This is a genomic window from Mesobacillus persicus (genome assembly GCF_900109925.1).
In the GTDB taxonomy this organism is placed as follows: domain Bacteria; phylum Bacillota; class Bacilli; order Bacillales; family Cytobacillaceae; genus Mesobacillus_B; species Mesobacillus_B persicus.
Window position 1 is genome coordinate 253,966 of sequence record NZ_FOBW01000003.1, and the last position, 16,456, is coordinate 270,421.

Below are 16,456 nucleotides of genomic sequence, written 5' to 3' on the forward strand. Positions count from 1 at the left end.
TGGCCTGATCCCATTATGAGAGGATTTGGATTTGAAATGAAAGAAAATTTCTGGCGTGATCTACCACGACCATTTTTTATATTGGCACCAATGGAAGATGTAACGGATGTTGTTTTTCGTCATGTAGTGAGTGAAGCTGGGAGACCTGATGTGTTTTTTACAGAGTTTACAAACTCTGAGAGTTACTGTCACCCGGAGGGAATCAATAGTGTGCGTGGGCGCTTGACTTTTACAGAGGATGAGCAACCAATTGTCGCCCATATCTGGGGGGACAAGCCTGAATACTTCCGGCAAATGAGTATTGGGATGGCGGAACTAGGATTTCGCGGGATTGACATTAACATGGGCTGTCCTGTCCCTAATGTGGCTCAGCATGGGAAAGGAAGCGGTTTGATCCGCCGTCCTGAAGTTGCGGCAGAATTAATACAAGCAGCAAAAGCAGGCGGTTTGCCTGTAAGTGTAAAAACAAGGCTTGGTTTCGCGGAAGTAGACGAGTGGAAGGAATGGCTAACACACATATTTAAACAAGATATAGTGAATCTATCCATTCATCTGCGTACAAGGAATGAAATGAGCAAAGTAGATGCTCATTGGGAATTGATTCCGGAGATTAAGAAACTTCGTGACGAAGTGGCACCTGATACACTTTTGACAATCAATGGAGATATTCCTGACCGTCAAACGGGCTTGGAGCTCGTAGAGAAGTATGGTGTTGATGGGGTAATGATTGGGCGCGGGATTTTCAGTAATCCATTTGCCTTTGAAAAAGAGAAGAAAGACCATAGTAGTAAGGAACTGCTTGATCTGTTACGATTGCATCTGGATCTCCATGATCAATACGAGTTGCGTTCGTTCAAAGCTCTTCATCGCTTCTTTAAGATTTATGTCAAAGGATTTAGAGGGGCAAGTGAGTTAAGAAATCAATTAATGAACACAGAGTCGTCAGATGAAGCTCGTGCATTGCTCAATCACTTTGAGGCAAAGTATCTTGATGGAGTGGGGGAACAGTAAGGGTCGTTAGGTTCCTAGATAACCCAAAACACAGGACTATGGCTTTTAGGGTCAATCCCTCGCTGGAGTAAAGCGTTACTTCAGTAAGGGGCTGACCCTTTTTTCTGTTATGGCAGGGCACGCCATTCAACTCCCTAAAAAATTCGTTAGGTTTTATATATCTTTGTTCTTATATACAAAAAGGCTTTTTGAAAAATTTCCTTAAGATCAATTTGTCCTTTTACTAGTTCATACTCGGCTTCAAATTGATTTCTATCACAAGGGTATTGTTCGCCGTCTGCATCTGTGATTAGATAATCCCCCGGTAGCCCCTTCATCGTACCATTGGATGTTTCAATTGTAATAGACCTTGTTAGCTTCACAGCCTCAACAATAACAGGTTTTTTTCTATACTTAGCCAATGGGTATCAACCTCCTTTTCATTACTAGCCTATGCAAATTGATGTGAATGGGTATAGGCTTAGAAGGCTGGAATAATTGTTAAAGGAACCCTATACGAGATCAGTCCCCCGATTGGAAGTAATGCTTTACTCTACTAGGGGACTGATTCCGTTTTTTTGACCAACCTCCGGCCAATCGACTTACTATTGAGAAGGGAATGAGGGTTTAGATATAGAAGATAAACATATCTAGAGGTGAAAGGAAGGATGTAGATGACTGTTATAGAATCAGTTAAGCGCCCTCAACAAACTATAGTCGAAGGGTATAAAGAGTTGGTGAAAAACTATGAGTCTGTGACTTGTGCTATCTCAGATAATATGGGAAGGGCAGGGGCAATGACTGCTGATATGAAACCATTGTTTGAAGGTATCCGGTTGGCAGGTACGGTAATTACGGCAAAGACAGTTGGTGGTGATTTATCTGCTGTGATAAAAGCGGTGGACCTCGCTCAGCCTGAAGATATTATCGTGGTAGATGCCCAAGGAAATGCGAATTCGGCATTTTGGGGAGAAAATATCACCATGTCTGCCATGAACAAAAGAGTGGCCGCGGCAGTAATCGATGGATCGTTTCGAGATGTAGAGGAAATAAGAAAATTGAAGTTTCCCGTCTTTTCGAAGGGAATCGTACCCAATGTCGGAGCAATTGCTGGATATGGCCATGTAAATGTACCGGTACAATGCGCAGGCTTGCCCGTACACCCTGGTGACATGATTATCATTGATGGAAACGGAATAGTCGTTGTGCCGAATGAAGAAGCGGAAGAAATCCTGAACAAAACAAGATCTCTATTGGAAGTCGAGGACGGGGTTCAAGAAAAACTAAAGGCTGGAGCTACGATTGGAGAACTTATTGATATTGACCAGTTAATGCAAAATGGATTTAACTATCAGGAACGTGCTCTTGAGAAGAGATGACGAGATTCGTAGAATAGGGTCCCCTGGACGAATAAGTGTTACTTCCGTGAGGGGCCGACCCTATTTTTGTGCTATGTATCTTTTCCATATTCCTATATGAAATTTATTGGAACCTCATAGTATCCATATTTAATTTCTTGTTTTTTACTACAATTTGATAGGAACCCCAAGCGACATATAAGGAAATCATAAATAAGACGAGTGCAAATACTGAATGAATAGCACCAAGCCAACCGGAAGTCGTATAGTATTGGAAGTTGAGAAAAAAGAATAACAAAAAGGTCACTGCTCTATAGAATTTAGGAATCCCGCCAGTATGACCAAAAATAAACATTAAAACTGGAATAAACTCAATTCCATTCATCACAGCTCGGTGTTTTTGCCAAAATCCACCATCAACAAAAACAGCTAAGCCTGCTAAAGCAACCTGTGTGACGATCCCAAGCAAAAGAATCCATGATAACAGGAAAAATAAGGTTCGAGAGTACTTTTGAATCTTAGCCTTACTTTTCTCACTCAATCTCATTTGGAAGTCCCCTTCATTTCTATTCTCAAAAACCTAGACATGCACACCTACCATGCATTTTTATTTTTTTAATAGTCTTAAATAAATATATAATAAAATGTGACGAAACCATTTTTAAATTATGAACTCTTTTTGTATGTTTTCTATTAATCCATGTCTAGCTGGAAAACTATTAGACATTTACCGATAAGAAGGGGCATTAGAAGCTTTAAATGAAAGTCATAAAGAGGTAATAAGTGAAATCCTATTTAATGAAGAATTCATAGCGAATACACAATTTGTTTGGAAGTAAAAGAAGGAATATATAATTAAACAGAATAATTATTGCGAGAAAGTAGCACATCGTAGACAGAAACAACGCTTGGATGAAAGAGGTCCCAGCGTTGTTCACCAACCGACTATTTTTAGTTTTTTTATTCGGGATGTGAGGCACTCCACTTTATTTTTTCTTTTTATTATAATAAACCCTTTTTTTAGGGAGTTCATCCAGTCGATCCCCAAAAAATACTTCTGCAATTGGATAGAACGATTCCAGGTTGTCCGAATCATATGGAAAAGTCAGTCTCCCGGTGGTAGAAGGTATGCCTCCTCGTTCCTTAAATAACCTTTTGAACGTACCAATATTATTTAACAGATAGGTAAAGTGTCTTAACAACGTAGCAACGTTAATAATTGCTCAGCACTTCACAAAATGTTCAAAAGTATCTGAAAAATATGTGATTCAAATCACTAGGGCCATATTTTCACACGTTAAGATTGAAGTATAGTCTAAATAGACCTCGCCGGCAAACTTCTATGTGAGCGCTATCCATGGGGCGTAGTTGTTCGAATAAAAGGGACAAATGGAGGGGAAGTTGATGGGTAAAAAAAGGTATATTGCTGCTGTCGTTGTCACTTCAGTCATGGTGTTAAGTGCTTGTACTATTGGAAATAATTCTATGGAAGAGCAACCGGATGAAAAAATCGTGCATGCTGCGGAATCACCAGTGTTCAAACCACATCAAGAGATTAATCAAGAACCAATTCCCCTAAAAGTTGAACGCGTCAGCGAGAATGAAGTAAACATTGAAATGACGTCCCAGATCACAGACATTGAAATAACCAAAGGCAATAACTACAAAGCCTGGACTTTTAACGGTGAAGCACCTGGACCGGTGATTGTCGTCAATGAGGGGGATTTGATCAATTTTACCTTGAAAAACATCGACCCAGCCATTCCACACAGTATGGATTTCCACGCCGTTCACGCCTCCCCAACGACTGATTTTGCTGATGTTATGCCCAACGAAACAGGTACATTCACTTATCCTGCCAACAATCCAGGCGTGTTCATGTATCATTGTGGAACAAAGCCCGTGCTATCGCATATCGCCAATGGAATGCACGGTACGATTATTGTCAAACCGAAAGACGGATACCCGACTGATTCTGAAATCGACCGTGAATTTGTCATCATTCAGAATGAATGGTATAAGTACAACGACTTAGAAGATTTCACCAATGGAGTACCAAGCAATGTTGTCTTTTCAGCTAAAGCTTTAAAAGAGGGCGATGTGAATACAAACGGTACAGTCGGTGCCCTTGTCGAAACTCCACTCCTCGCTAAAGTCGGCGACAAAGTCAGACTCTATATAAACAACGTAGGGCCAAATGAAGTGAGCAGCTTCCATGTGGTTGGCACTGTGTTTGATAACGTCTATGTCGATGGAAATCCTTATAACCTGATGAAAGGATTGCAAACGGTTATGCTTCCAGCAAGTGGTGGCGCGGTCGTTGAATTCACCGTCACAAAAGAAGGCAGCTACTCAATGGTCACTCATCAGTTTAATCACGCAACAAAAGGTGCAGTCGCCGTTTTGAAAGTCACAAAGGACGGTCTTGACGACGGAACCGAAACCAAGGCACACTAGGAATCTTTAGTTAATAAAACCATCCCACGCTGTAAAAGGTAAAAAGGTGGTCTTGAAGATAACTAAACTTTTTGATAAACACCACTTAGAGTCACTAACAAAAGGGAGAAGCCTTCCAACACATCTCTCTTTCTATTAGTGGCTCTTTTCTGATTTTACTTTTCTATCAAATAGTGGCTGGCGAACTTTTTCACATGGTTCCTAACAATTCATCGTCCATTAATAACTTGGTCATAGTTTGTTCATATTTCCACGTTACGCTGGGTACTAGCCTTAATAAAAGGACAATGTGTTTGGAGGGATAATATGTTTAAAAATAAAAAGGGCCAACTTGCAATCGGGGGAATAATCCTTGTGGTTGTTGCACTGATTGTAGGATTAGGTTTCTCAAAACAAGAGACAATCGCAAGTATTGATGGGGAAAAAATCACGAAGGACGAGTTATATGATGTTTTAGTCGGACAATATGGGGCAACTGAACTTTCGGCTCTAATTGATAATAAAATCATCGAGATGGAAGCAGATAAAGAGAAAATAACCGTATCTGATAAAGAAATTGATGAGGAATACAATTCATATGTAGATTCTTATGGTGGAGAAGAAGCACTTTCAGCAGCATTAAAGCAAAGTGGGGTATCAGAAGGTGACCTTAAGCTGGAGATAGAAAACTACTTAAAACTAGAAAAACTCTTGGAACCTCGTATTGAAATTACCGGGGAAGAGCTGCAAACTTATTTTGATGAAAATAAGGAATCCTTTGATGAACTAGAGCAGGTCGAAGCTAGTCATATTCTGGTAGAGGACGAAGCGACGGCTACGGAAGTAGCTGAAAAGCTTGCAGCAGGTGGAGACTTTGCTGAATTAGCAGCAGAATATTCAACGGATACGGCAAATGCAGCAAGTGGCGGAGACCTAGGATACTTTGGCAATGGAGATATGGTAGAGGAATTTGAAAATACCGCTTTTTCAATGGAAGTTGGAGCAATAAGCGATCCAGTTAAAACAGAATATGGCTTCCATATTATTAAAGTTACAGATAAAAAGGAAGCAAAAGAAGCTGTATTTGAAGAGCATAAGGAGAAAATTAATGAAATCTTGTTTAATGAAAAAATTCAAAGTGAATACACAACTTGGTTAGCAGAGAAAAAAGAAGAATACACCATCAAAAATACATTAGAATGATTACGGAAAGGTGAGAGATTAACTTATCGTAGGCATAGAAAGGCGCTTGGATCGAATAATGAACCAAGCGCTTTTTTTTTGATAGGGGACAAACGTATCAGGTAGTCACAGTGACTCTTTCATTCTTCCTCGATAATTACCCCTTCTAGGAGACTATATTGAAACTCCCATTTTTCACTATCGTTTAACTCACTCAAGGAGAGTTCTAAATTGTTTCCTAGAAAAATCGTTTCGCCGTGGATAGCGACGATCATCGCCTCAATGGAAGGATCGCTACCTTGCTTTTTATACACATCACCAATATTCGGCATTTCACCTTGGATACTTGTTGTAGACTGATCAGAATCGTTGCCCGTTAAATCATCTGCCATATTTTTATCAAAATAATCTATAGGATTACTGTCCTTATCACGGCCCGGGACCATCAGTATGTATTCGCTATGTTTAACGCCATTAGACTTATTGGTGATCACCCCTTTGGGCTCAACAGACGATACAATCTCAATTTCGTTTAATGTATAATGATCCATATAATCGGGACTTGGATTCGTAATTAAGATATGGTCCCCTGATTCAGCTCTTTTATCCTTGTGAAGGGTATAAGCCCTATGGTTGAAAATAAAGCTGTCATTATGTTGAGGTTTATATTTTTCAACTTCAGAGGCATTGGTTAAATGCTGTGATAAATCCTTCAACCTGATTAGGTGGACGGACTGTTTGTATATAGGCTTTACGGAATATACCCGGTGTAACTCATTGTTAAAATAAACAAATTGCCCTTTCCTTACTTGGTACAGTTTCATATATAACTCTCCCTTCAATTCGTTTAACTTTTTCAAAAGCTAAGTAATTTAATGAATAATACCCGACATTGTTAACTTTCCCCTGAATTGAGGGGATTATTACCAGTCCATTTACTACTCCCAAAATTTTAAGCGCACAATCTATTTTAATTTGGCTCAACATCTTTGTAAAACAAGAAATATCGGGTTATTACAGGCATTTCAACTGCGGGTAATTATAAAATTTAGGATTTCCTAATATTCAGGATTGCGAACTTTCTTCAAGTGAAATCTTTTGATGAATTGAATCAAAGGTCTAATTAAAAACAGTGCACTACCAATGTAATTAGGTTTATTATAGACTTTAAAATTTCTCATGATTTATCCTCCTGTAGAATTATAACCAGTGTGAATGGTATAAAAACATCAATGTTACTTGTAATTGGTAGGGAATAAAAAAGGACCTTCCGATAAGGAAAGTCCCAGACTGTAGACTAACTCGAAAAAATCGGCTTGACTATAGTCTTTTTTATTTATTCTTCAGGTTGTGCCAGGCACACGAACCATTATTTCGCTACTTTTACTTTCACTTCTTGTACAGATTCAACAGAAGGTACGATATTTTGTTCTTTAGCCATCTGCTTTGCAATTTTTGGTGCACTCCATAGTGGTGGAAGGAGCAAGATAGATACAGGCACGGCCGTTACAACTATAAAGTTTTGTAATGCCTGTATACTTCCTTCACCAATTGCTAGTAGCAATACGGATAATAGACCGAATAAAATGACCCAAAAGACTCTCATCCATTTTTGAGGATGATCTGTTCCTTGTAAGGTGACTGCAACAGTATACGAAATGGTATCAACTGTGGTCGATACAAACACAATACTAACGATCAAAAACCCAATCGCCATCCATAACCCCATCGGTAGTTGGTCCATAATGGCCATTACGGTCGCGGGCATTCCACCATCAGCTAATGGGTTTGAAATGGAACCAGGATTTTTTAGTTCATAAGATAATCCAGTACCCCCAACAATGGCAAACCAGAAATTACTAACTAAAGGAGCAATAATCGATACTGCTACAATAAGCTCTCTAATTGTCCGACCACGCGATATTTTACTAATAAAAATAGCCATCATTGGTGCATACCCTAGGAACCAGCCCCAGAAAAAGACAGTCCAATAACCAAGCCAAGCTTGATCCGCACGATATAAATTCATTTCAAAAAAGTGCTGTAATTGAAAAGCTTGTGCACTGATAAAAGAATCAATTAAAAACATGGTTGGGCCAATAATAAGAATGATGGCTGTTAATAATACAACAAAAATAACATTTAAACGACTTAAAAATTGAATTCCTCTGTCAACACCACTTGCTACAGATATAGCAGCAATAAGGATGAGTGCTCCAACAATAATAATATTCGTAGCCAAAGTATTTGGAACATCAAATAAAAAATGAAGACCATATCCAATTTGCAGACCTAAAAATCCAATAGGCCCCATTGTACCCGCAGCAACGGCAATAATTGAAACGATATCGGCCGTTGAACCGATTATACTTTTCTTAAATATTTTTTCTCCGAAAATAGGATATAAAATGGCACGTGGTTTAAGTGGATATCCTTTGTGGTAATGTGCATACATGAGGACAATGGTCGATAATGTACCCAAACAAGCCCAAGCTAGGAAACCCCAGTGTACAAAGCTTTGAGATAAAGCTGGTATGATTGCTGCTTGTGGTGTCATGCCATCATTGGCAAACAACGGTGGAGTTGTAACAAAATGATAGATTGGCTCTGATGCAGCCCAAAATACACCGCCACTAGCTAAAAGCGTACATAAAATCATCGAAATCCAACGGAAATTACCATTCTCGGGCTTCTCCATTTTTCCTAACCTCAAATTTCCATATCTTGAAAAAGCTAGGATAATTCCAATCACAAAGTTTCCTAGTAATAATAATTGCCAATAAGCACCAAAAAATGTGACAGACCAATTGAAGGATTCGGTTACCCAACCTCCAACCATATCCATATCAATTAATGAAAAAAGGACAAAGAGGAATAAAAACCCTCCACTAACCGCAAATGTAGTCCAATCCGTTTTCAACTTCTTTATTGTTTTCATTCTTTTCCTCCGAAACGTTTTTAATCTTCCGTTGATGATCCTTGATGTCTTGAGGAAAAGTTACGGAACTGAAGTACCACTTGCTCTCTTTCTAATCCGTATACACCTGTTATAGTCGTCTAAGATAATTTCACCCACCATTCTATTAATTTATTTAATTTTAATTACCCAAATTAGCCGAATGTTAAACAGGGTTAATATTATATTGATAAAACATTTCTCAGTCAACCAACTAGATTCATACAACTCTATCAAATCTTGGATAGAGTTTTTTTCATTCTCAAGAGGAATTAGATTACAAACCTTTTGATCTGATTAGTTGGAATGGAGGTTTTTTTTTGAATCTGCGGATGTATTCTGAAACATACCAAACCGATATTCTATTTGATCTTCGTGAGTGAATTGAAGGAATAGCCCATCAAGAACATGATCTTCAGGCTGACCCTGACCCTGCTAACAATCTTACGCCTTGTCATAAAAAAATTTAATTTCATGAAAATCATCCTGTCCACTTTGTCTATTAACCCCTATATGAACAATGAAAGCTATTTACATAGTTGAAAGGATTGTGGTTAATAATGGCAAAATATCGAATGGTGCAGACTGAATTTTGGAGGAACCCGGTTGTTTCTGAGGAGATGACTCCGAAGGAGAAATACTTTTATCTTTATCTGATTACGAACCCGTATACGACTCAAATCGGAATCTATAAAATCACGAAAAAACAAATGGCCTTCGATATGGGCTATTCATTAGCGAGTATTGAATCGTTGATGGAACGATTCATTCATCATCATAAGTTGATTCGTTATAATCCGGAAACAAGAGAACTCGCGATTAAAAACTGGGGCGAAGATAATTTTCATAGAGGCGGGAAACCGGTTATGGATTGCATCCTTTCAGAATTAAAAAAGGTGGAAGATCCTTCACTGATTCAATATGTAGCGGAGACAATTCATAAACAGGAATTTAGCAGCCTCTACGAATCATTTTATAAACAAGAGGAATTGGTTGAAAGCAAGGATGATCGAGATGAGGAGAGCGAAGATGGTGACCTTTTAGAGGGGGATGACGATACGTTATCGTGTCGTTCTACGATACGTGGGCAAAAAGAAAAAGAAAAAGAAAAAGAAAAACAACAACAAGTCTTTAATCTAAATATAGAGAGTAATCCGGACAAGGTGAATCTCTACCAGGATGATGTAAAGAGAGCAGACGTTCAAGAAATTATTGAGTTTTGGGACAAGAATGGATTCGGATTTTCGAACATGAACAGCAAACAGCAGCTGTTAGGTTGGTTAGATGATTCTAGCTTTTTACAGCCGAAAGCAGTGATTTTAAAAGCGATGGAGATTGCCTGTGCCAATAATAGGCGAAGGCTGAACTATATCGTTGGGATTCTGAAAAACTGGGAAAATGAATCCTTGTTGACGGTAAAGGAAATTGATTATTATCAGGAGAATCAAAGGTCTGAGACAAAGTCTAAGATATCAGCCCCATCGTGTCCTGCCGGAAGAGCGATCCCAGGTGAATTTGTCCTCGACCTTACAGCGGGGGAAGAAACATGAGTATTGCTGAAGAAACTCCTTAAAAAGGCTTGCTGAAGGCGGGGAGTCTACTGAAAGATACCGGGTGTTTTCAACCTGAACAGCTTGAGAGTACATATCACTGTAAGCAAAACAAGAACCGTCCCTGTGTATCAATCCTATAAAAGGGTAAAAGAAATAATAGTTGGAGCAAACAGGGAGGTCATCTTAAATGAATAATCATGTAATTGGCGTGTACGAAGATGAACAACAAGCGGCTAAAGTTGTTGAAGAGTTAAAAGCAAAAGGATATACCACTAAGGAAATTTCAGTTATTGCTAGAAGTACAGACGAACATTCTGAAAACACACTGGAAATAAAGCCCTCCACAATGGATGGAGCCGTTGCTGGAGCTGCAACAGGTGCTGCAATTGGTCTAGCGGGCGTTATGGTAGGGTTATCCACTGTATTGATTCCCGGATTTGGCGCTGTGTTGGCGGCAGGTCCGATTATGACAACCATTGGTGGCGCAGTCGTAGGGGCCAGCTCTGGTGCTGGTGGATTAAAGCGTGCCCTTATGGAAATTGGAGTCCCAGATGATGAAGCTGAACGCTATTCAGATGAGGTTCAGAATGGTAAAATTCTGGTCTTTCTTCATCCAAAAGGGTAAATGTAAAGGGGGATTAAATGATCCATGTTTACATAAATACCCGCAGTGATTTTAACTGAAATTCACTAAACTACTTTATTTAAGCCTTTTGCTGGACAATTAATTAATTCATGAATTTCCGATAAGGGTAGCGAGTAAGGTTTCTGTTCTGAAGAATGTGTTATAATCCTGCCGGTGGACGTACGAAAATTCATGGGTTCCTATGTTTGTATGAGTTTGTTGTACTAGCATAGGAACCTTTTTTGTATAGAGATTATCCTGAAACCTGCAATGGGAAAAGAGCCAAAAAAAACACCCGATTATTCGGATGCATACTTCATGATTCCATGTAAATAAACTGAGCTTTCTCGCTGGGTACATTCTCTTACCTTTATTTTCCCTTCACTTTCTAATTCTCCCAGCCATTCATTAATTTTCTTTTCATCTTCTCTTGTTGCCTTTGGAATTTCTATTGAAAACAAATTATTTCGACTGGCACTGCGTAGACTTCTTAATAAACCAATTTTATCCATTGGGTCACCCCTTTATCTATTATTTTCGACATAAAGGCATCTTTCTCCTTTTAATCTGCTCATTTCTTATGGAAGTTCAGTAATAGTTACCATCAATATTTTCTGCCTGACACCCTTGGTCAAAAATAGGGGCCGAACTTTAACGTGAAGATACAACTCTTGACTCAATATCAATTACTGGTAATGAACAAAGATAACTTACATATACCTATATATATACTTGTCCTTAATTAGTTCAACCAAAATAGTGTTAAATATAGAAAAGGTAAGTCATTATTACTTTAGTTTGCTAGGGGAATGGTGGAGTATTCCTTATTATGTGGGTGAGCTCAAGCAACAAATTAAAGTTGCTTATGATGCAAATAACGGAGGAGAAGAGATGCAATTCATAAATAATCTACTTCTAGATACGGGACTAGATCCTAGATTAGTAGAATATCTTTCGGTTGTGATCAAGATTCTACTGATAGGGCTTTTCTGTTTCATAGCAAATTTGATTTCAAAGAAAATTGTCATCAGGATTATTACTCGTATCGTGACAAACTCCAAAGTCAAGTGGGGTCAAATCGTATTGGATCGGAAAGTTTTCCGAAAGTTATCCCACTTTGTTCCTGCACTCATTATTTATTCATTTTCTTCAACTTTCCCAACTCATCAATCAAGCATTGAGAAATTTGCCATTGCCTATACCATCATTGTAGGGCTAGTGTTTATCCAAAGCTTATTAAATGCATTTAATGATATATATCAGACCTTTGAAATATCCAAGGTGAAGCCTGTTAAAGGATATGTTCAGGTGGTTAGCATAGTTATCATGACACTTGGGTTCATCTCGGTTATCTCGACCCTAATAGGAAAGAGCCCTCTTATTCTATTAAGTGGGATTGGTGCTCTCTCGGCCGTTTTGATGTTGGTATTTAAAGACTCGTTACTAGGACTAGTGGCAGGAATTCAGTTGACGGCCAATGATATGGTTCGGGTTGGTGACTGGATTGAAATGCCCAAGTATGGAGCAGATGGCGACGTAATTGATATTTCATTAAATACCGTCATGGTTCAAAACTTTGATAAAACGATAACGATGATCCCAAGTTATGCCCTCATCTCCGATTCATTTATCAACTGGAGAGGGATGCAAAAATCAGGCGGCCGACGGATCAAGCGCTCTTTATATATTGATACCAGTAGTATCACATTTTGCACAGAGGAAATGATGGAGAAATTTGTCCAAGTTCATTATCTATCAGACTACATTATTCAAAAAGAAATGGAAATTGCTGAGTACAATGCCAAAAATGCATTCGATCGAAACAATCCAGTGAATGGTAGGGCCCTTACCAATATCGGTGTTTTTAGGGATTATATCAACAATTACCTCAAGAACCACCCCAAAATCAATCAAAATATGACGTTAATGGTTAGACAGCTGGGACACAGTGAATACGGATTGCCTCTAGAAATTTACGCATTCACCAATGACGTACAGTGGGCAGCTTATGAATCTGTACAATCGGATATCTTTGACCATCTATTCGCAGTCGCACAAGAATTTGGGCTTAGAGTATTCCAAAATCCATCTGGGGCTGATTTAAGAAATATGGTAGAAGAAACAAGTAACCAAGCCTGGATTGGGCAGAGGAGTTATTGAAATAAATCAACTAGTGAATAAAACCGACTGTTTCTATAACACAGTCGGTTATTTTACTTTTAAGGGACCGGTATTGAGCATGAAAAACCAAGTAATACAGGTCCATAGTTCTAAGGATGTTAAAGTTTTTAAATCGAGTTGTGATAGCTCTGAATCTAAAAAAAATTACTGTTTGCTTTTATATTGAGGATATAGGGAATATCTCGTATAATAACCATAGAATAATTTTACGGAAGGCTTTGTTGGGGTATGACAGTCACTCCATCCAATTACTATTATTCATTTAATTGAAATAGCCCCATGGACGTGTAAAAAAAACAATAGCTTTCAGTTGTTTACAACTATTTTAAATCTTGTTATTTTGAAGTTCTAAAAAGTAACAAATTTTATAAAAGAGCTTTCACTAAATATTTAATTAAATTTCGTATAACTCCAATAATATGGTTTGGAGGTCTCTACCAGGAACCAAAAATCCTGATTACGAAGAAGGTACATGATTTGTATCTTCTTCGTAATCAGGATTTTTTTTGTTTTTATAAATCTAAAAATTAATTCAGGAGGACAAAATGAACTTTATAGAAATGCCGAAAATTGAACTTCACTGTCATTTAGATGGAAGTCTTAGATCTGAAACCATTATTGATATTGCCAAGCGTGAGGGCATCCAGTTGCCAAGTTTCGATAAGGACGAGTTGCAAAAAGAGCTAATAGCCCCACTAGACTGTGAGTCTCTCGAGGAATATTTAAAAAGATTTTCACTTCCAAATTTAGTGATGCAGTCTAAAGAAAATTTAAAAAGAATTGCCTTTGAGCTATTTGAGGATGCTGCAAAAGAAAATGTTAAATATATGGAAGTTCGATTCGCCCCATTGCTTCATACGGGGAAAGGGCTTGATGTAACAGAGGTTATTGAAAGTGTTCTAGCGGGAATGAGGGAAGCGGAGTGCCATTATGAAATAAAAGGAAATATCATCCTCTCTTGCATGAGAACGATGTCTGCTGACAGCGCTTTTGAAGTAGTTGAAAAGGGTAAGGAATTTCTCGGAAAAGGTGTAGTGGCGATCGACTTATGTGCAATAGAAGAAGATGGCTTCTGTGGAAGATTCGTAGAACCCATTGCCTTAGCCAGGGAATACGGGTACAGAGTCACAATCCATGCAGGTGAAACGGGAATTGGGAAAAATGTACTAGAGGCGGTTGAACTATTAGGCGCTGAAAGAATTGGCCATGGAGTTTTTATAAAAGATTGTCCTGAAGCATATAACATTGTTAAAGATAGACAAGTCGTGCTTGAAATGTGCCCAACCAGCAATGTCCAAACAAAAGCGGTGCATCTATATAGTGATCATCCGATTTATCAGTTTCATAAAGATGAAATAAAAGTAACGATTAATACAGATAATAGAACGGTATCCGATACTACAATGGCCAAAGAATATGATGTAATTGGCAGCGAGTTTAATCTGAGTGAAGAAGATTACCAACAAATTTATTTTAATAGTGTAGAAGCTTCTTTTGCGGACGAAGAAACAAAAAAATGGTGTTTAGCACAATTGTAAAAAGATCTTGAGGTCAGTCCCCCGGTGGAGTAACGTTTACTAGTTTTTGTGGAACATTTTTGTGAAACAAGATTCTTCGGGTAGTGACAGTCACTCCAAATTCAGGGCTGCAGTTTTGTCGCAAAGTGGCTGTTAAGCGGTATGTTTTTTAGTTTTGTGGAACAATAATGTGAACCAAGAAATATCGCGTTGTGCAGGAACATTTCAACTATGAGACTATTTGACAATAATAAGAAGGCTCATGTATAATAGTGGGTCTTGGACAAGTGAACATTGACTCTTTTAATTTTTATGGATGTGTTCATATCTCGGTTGTTGAAGAATTGGAGAAGCTTAAGAGAAATAAATGAGAACTAACCGTTTTGAAAAGAGGGAATTAAATGACTAAAAAATCCATATACGGTATGACATATGAACAACTAACAGAATGGCTTTTAGGACATGGCCATAAAAAATTTCGAGCGTCACAAGTTTGGGATTGGCTTTATATTAAGCGGGTAACAGAGTTTTCTAGCATGCTCAATGTTAATAAAGAGTGCATTCAATTACTAGAAGATCATTTTTATATCCAGCAATTAACTTTAAATCTGAAGCAAGAATCTTCAGACGGAACGATTAAATTTTTGTTCAATTTGCCGGATGGCAATTTAATCGAAACCGTATTAATGAGACATAAATATGGTTTATCGGTATGTGTGACAACCCAGGTAGGGTGTAATATTGGTTGTAGTTTTTGTGCAAGCGGAATTTTAGCAAAAACTCGTGACTTAACCGGAGGAGAAATTGTTGAACAGATTATCAATGTTCAACATCACCTGGACGAAAAAGGTAAAGACGAACGAGTCAGTCACGTTGTGGTTATGGGAATTGGTGAGCCATTCGATAATTTTGAAAACTTGATTGATTTCTTACAAGTGATTAAGGATCAAAAAGGCCTTTCCATTGGCGCAAGACATATCACCGTCTCGACTAGCGGCCTTTCGAATAAGATTTATGAATTTGCTGACCTTAATTTACAGGTAAACTTAGCTCTTTCTTTGCATGCACCAAACAACGAACTTCGTACGCAAATTATGAAAATTAACCGTGCCTTCCCGATTGAAAAATTAATGGACGCAGTTGATTATTATTTAGATAAGACAAATCGGAGAATTACGATTGAATATATATTGTTGAAGGGTGTAAATGATCATAAGGAAGAGGCTCTACAACTTGCTAAATTGTTTGAAAATAAGCGTCATCTTGCCTATGTAAATTTAATCCCTTATAACCCTGTTAATGAACATATTCAATACGAGAGAAGCGAATTAGATTCAATCCTTGCTTTTTATGATACATTGAAGAAAAAGGGGATTAATTGTGGAATTCGCCACGAACAAGGTACAGACATTGATGCAGCATGTGGTCAATTGCGAAGTAAACAAATGAAAAAAGAAAAAGAAACGGCAAAAGGTTAATTCAGAAATGCCTTGAGGCTAGTTTATTATCATCTATCTAAAAAGCGCTCATTTACAGGAGAAACAATTACTGTAAATGGGCGCTTTTTTAAAAAAAACTTAACAAAAGACAGACAAATAAATTTTCACTGGATTTATCCCGCATTAACGGGCAGAAGCACCCCACTGAGGCAGGGACAC

The 16,456-nt window shown here is 38.2% G+C and carries 14 protein-coding genes and 1 riboswitch; of the genes, 9 read left to right on the forward strand and 5 right to left on the reverse strand.

Features of this window, described 5'->3' with window-relative positions:
- The first annotated feature begins 36 nt into the window (after nt 1-36).
- Nucleotides 37-1,011 carry a tRNA dihydrouridine synthase gene (locus tag BMX30_RS06320; protein ID WP_090742751.1) on the forward strand — a complete coding sequence of 325 codons (975 nt, stop codon included), beginning with the start codon at nt 37-39 and terminating at the stop codon, nt 1,009-1,011.
- Between the two features lie 146 nt (nt 1,012-1,157).
- Here the strand turns inward: BMX30_RS06320 and BMX30_RS06325 are convergent, their stop codons facing one another.
- Nucleotides 1,158-1,412: a hypothetical protein gene (locus tag BMX30_RS06325; protein ID WP_090742407.1), complete on the reverse strand. Its 255-nt coding sequence runs from the start codon at nt 1,410-1,412 to the stop codon at nt 1,158-1,160.
- A 252-nt stretch (nt 1,413-1,664) separates the two neighbouring features.
- On the opposite strand from BMX30_RS06325, the gene BMX30_RS06330 reads away from it, so the two are divergent.
- On the forward strand, nt 1,665-2,369 hold the full coding sequence (locus BMX30_RS06330; protein ID WP_090742410.1) for an RraA family protein: 705 nt from the start codon (nt 1,665-1,667) through the stop codon (nt 2,367-2,369).
- 103 nt (nt 2,370-2,472) lie between these two features.
- Here the strand turns inward: BMX30_RS06330 and BMX30_RS06335 are convergent, their stop codons facing one another.
- Nucleotides 2,473-2,895 (reverse strand): DUF6220 domain-containing protein, encoded by a 423-nt coding sequence (locus tag BMX30_RS06335; protein ID WP_090742412.1) that lies wholly within the window; start codon nt 2,893-2,895, stop codon nt 2,473-2,475.
- 902 nt (nt 2,896-3,797) lie between these two features.
- On the opposite strand from BMX30_RS06335, the gene BMX30_RS06340 reads away from it, so the two are divergent.
- A complete protein-coding gene (locus BMX30_RS06340) occupies nt 3,798-4,805 on the forward strand; it encodes a multicopper oxidase domain-containing protein (protein WP_425283741.1) in 1,008 nt (335 codons plus the stop codon).
- 306 nt (nt 4,806-5,111) lie between these two features.
- The gene (locus BMX30_RS06345) at nt 5,112-5,987 is read left to right on the forward strand and encodes a foldase protein PrsA (protein WP_090742418.1); all 876 of its coding nucleotides are present in this window, start codon (nt 5,112-5,114) and stop codon (nt 5,985-5,987) included.
- A 119-nt stretch (nt 5,988-6,106) separates the two neighbouring features.
- On the opposite strand, the gene BMX30_RS06350 is transcribed toward BMX30_RS06345, so the two are convergent.
- Together BMX30_RS06350 and BMX30_RS06355 are read right to left on the reverse strand one after the other, a co-directional pair.
- On the reverse strand, nt 6,107-6,790 hold the full coding sequence (locus BMX30_RS06350) for a hypothetical protein (protein ID WP_090742421.1): 684 nt from the start codon (nt 6,788-6,790) through the stop codon (nt 6,107-6,109).
- A gap of 545 nt (nt 6,791-7,335) precedes the next feature.
- The gene (locus tag BMX30_RS06355) at nt 7,336-8,904 is read right to left on the reverse strand and encodes a BCCT family transporter (RefSeq protein ID WP_090742424.1); all 1,569 of its coding nucleotides are present in this window, start codon (nt 8,902-8,904) and stop codon (nt 7,336-7,338) included.
- 578 nt (nt 8,905-9,482) lie between these two features.
- Here BMX30_RS06355 and BMX30_RS06360 point away from each other — a divergent pair.
- Both BMX30_RS06360 and BMX30_RS06365 read left to right on the forward strand, forming a co-directional pair.
- Nucleotides 9,483-10,472 (forward strand): DnaD domain protein, encoded by a 990-nt coding sequence (locus BMX30_RS06360; RefSeq protein WP_244532511.1) that lies wholly within the window; start codon nt 9,483-9,485, stop codon nt 10,470-10,472.
- Between the two features lie 190 nt (nt 10,473-10,662).
- Complete coding sequence (locus tag BMX30_RS06365; protein WP_090742427.1) at nt 10,663-11,100, forward strand: general stress protein; 438 nt, start codon at nt 10,663-10,665, stop codon at nt 11,098-11,100.
- 299 nt (nt 11,101-11,399) lie between these two features.
- Here the strand turns inward: BMX30_RS06365 and BMX30_RS06370 are convergent, their stop codons facing one another.
- Nucleotides 11,400-11,612: a hypothetical protein gene (locus BMX30_RS06370; RefSeq protein ID WP_090742430.1), complete on the reverse strand. Its 213-nt coding sequence runs from the start codon at nt 11,610-11,612 to the stop codon at nt 11,400-11,402.
- Between the two features lie 379 nt (nt 11,613-11,991).
- Here BMX30_RS06370 and BMX30_RS06375 point away from each other — a divergent pair, with 379 nt between their 5' ends.
- From BMX30_RS06375 to rlmN, 3 genes are all read left to right on the forward strand, one after another.
- Nucleotides 11,992-13,260 (forward strand): mechanosensitive ion channel family protein, encoded by a 1,269-nt coding sequence (locus tag BMX30_RS06375; RefSeq protein WP_090742757.1) that lies wholly within the window; start codon nt 11,992-11,994, stop codon nt 13,258-13,260.
- 402 nt (nt 13,261-13,662) lie between these two features.
- A riboswitch (purine riboswitch) is annotated at nt 13,663-13,761 on the forward strand.
- A 65-nt stretch (nt 13,762-13,826) separates the two neighbouring features.
- Nucleotides 13,827-14,819, forward strand: coding sequence for an adenosine deaminase (gene add / locus BMX30_RS06380; RefSeq protein ID WP_090742433.1), 993 nt, complete (start codon nt 13,827-13,829; stop codon nt 14,817-14,819).
- Between the two features lie 380 nt (nt 14,820-15,199).
- On the forward strand, nt 15,200-16,276 hold the full coding sequence (rlmN, locus tag BMX30_RS06385) for a dual-specificity RNA methyltransferase RlmN (protein WP_090742435.1): 1,077 nt from the start codon (nt 15,200-15,202) through the stop codon (nt 16,274-16,276).
- Nucleotides 16,277-16,456 lie beyond the last annotated feature (180 nt).

Coding starts and splice junctions, on each gene's coding strand:
- BMX30_RS06320 (WP_090742751.1), top strand. CDS start 37: ATGAAAGAAAATTTCTGGCGTGATCTACCACGACCATTTTTTATATTG.
- BMX30_RS06330 (WP_090742410.1), top strand. CDS start 1,665: ATGACTGTTATAGAATCAGTTAAGCGCCCTCAACAAACTATAGTCGAA.
- BMX30_RS06335 (WP_090742412.1), bottom strand. CDS start 2,895: ATGAGATTGAGTGAGAAAAGTAAGGCTAAGATTCAAAAGTACTCTCGA.
- BMX30_RS06340 (WP_425283741.1), top strand. CDS start 3,798: ATGGTGTTAAGTGCTTGTACTATTGGAAATAATTCTATGGAAGAGCAA.
- BMX30_RS06345 (WP_090742418.1), top strand. CDS start 5,112: ATGTTTAAAAATAAAAAGGGCCAACTTGCAATCGGGGGAATAATCCTT.
- BMX30_RS06350 (WP_090742421.1), bottom strand. CDS start 6,790: ATGAAACTGTACCAAGTAAGGAAAGGGCAATTTGTTTATTTTAACAAT.
- BMX30_RS06355 (WP_090742424.1), bottom strand. CDS start 8,904: ATGAAAACAATAAAGAAGTTGAAAACGGATTGGACTACATTTGCGGTT.
- BMX30_RS06360 (WP_244532511.1), top strand. CDS start 9,483: ATGGCAAAATATCGAATGGTGCAGACTGAATTTTGGAGGAACCCGGTT.
- BMX30_RS06365 (WP_090742427.1), top strand. CDS start 10,663: ATGAATAATCATGTAATTGGCGTGTACGAAGATGAACAACAAGCGGCT.
- BMX30_RS06370 (WP_090742430.1), bottom strand. CDS start 11,612: ATGGATAAAATTGGTTTATTAAGAAGTCTACGCAGTGCCAGTCGAAAT.
- BMX30_RS06375 (WP_090742757.1), top strand. CDS start 11,992: ATGCAATTCATAAATAATCTACTTCTAGATACGGGACTAGATCCTAGA.
- add (WP_090742433.1), top strand. CDS start 13,827: ATGAACTTTATAGAAATGCCGAAAATTGAACTTCACTGTCATTTAGAT.
- rlmN (WP_090742435.1), top strand. CDS start 15,200: ATGACTAAAAAATCCATATACGGTATGACATATGAACAACTAACAGAA.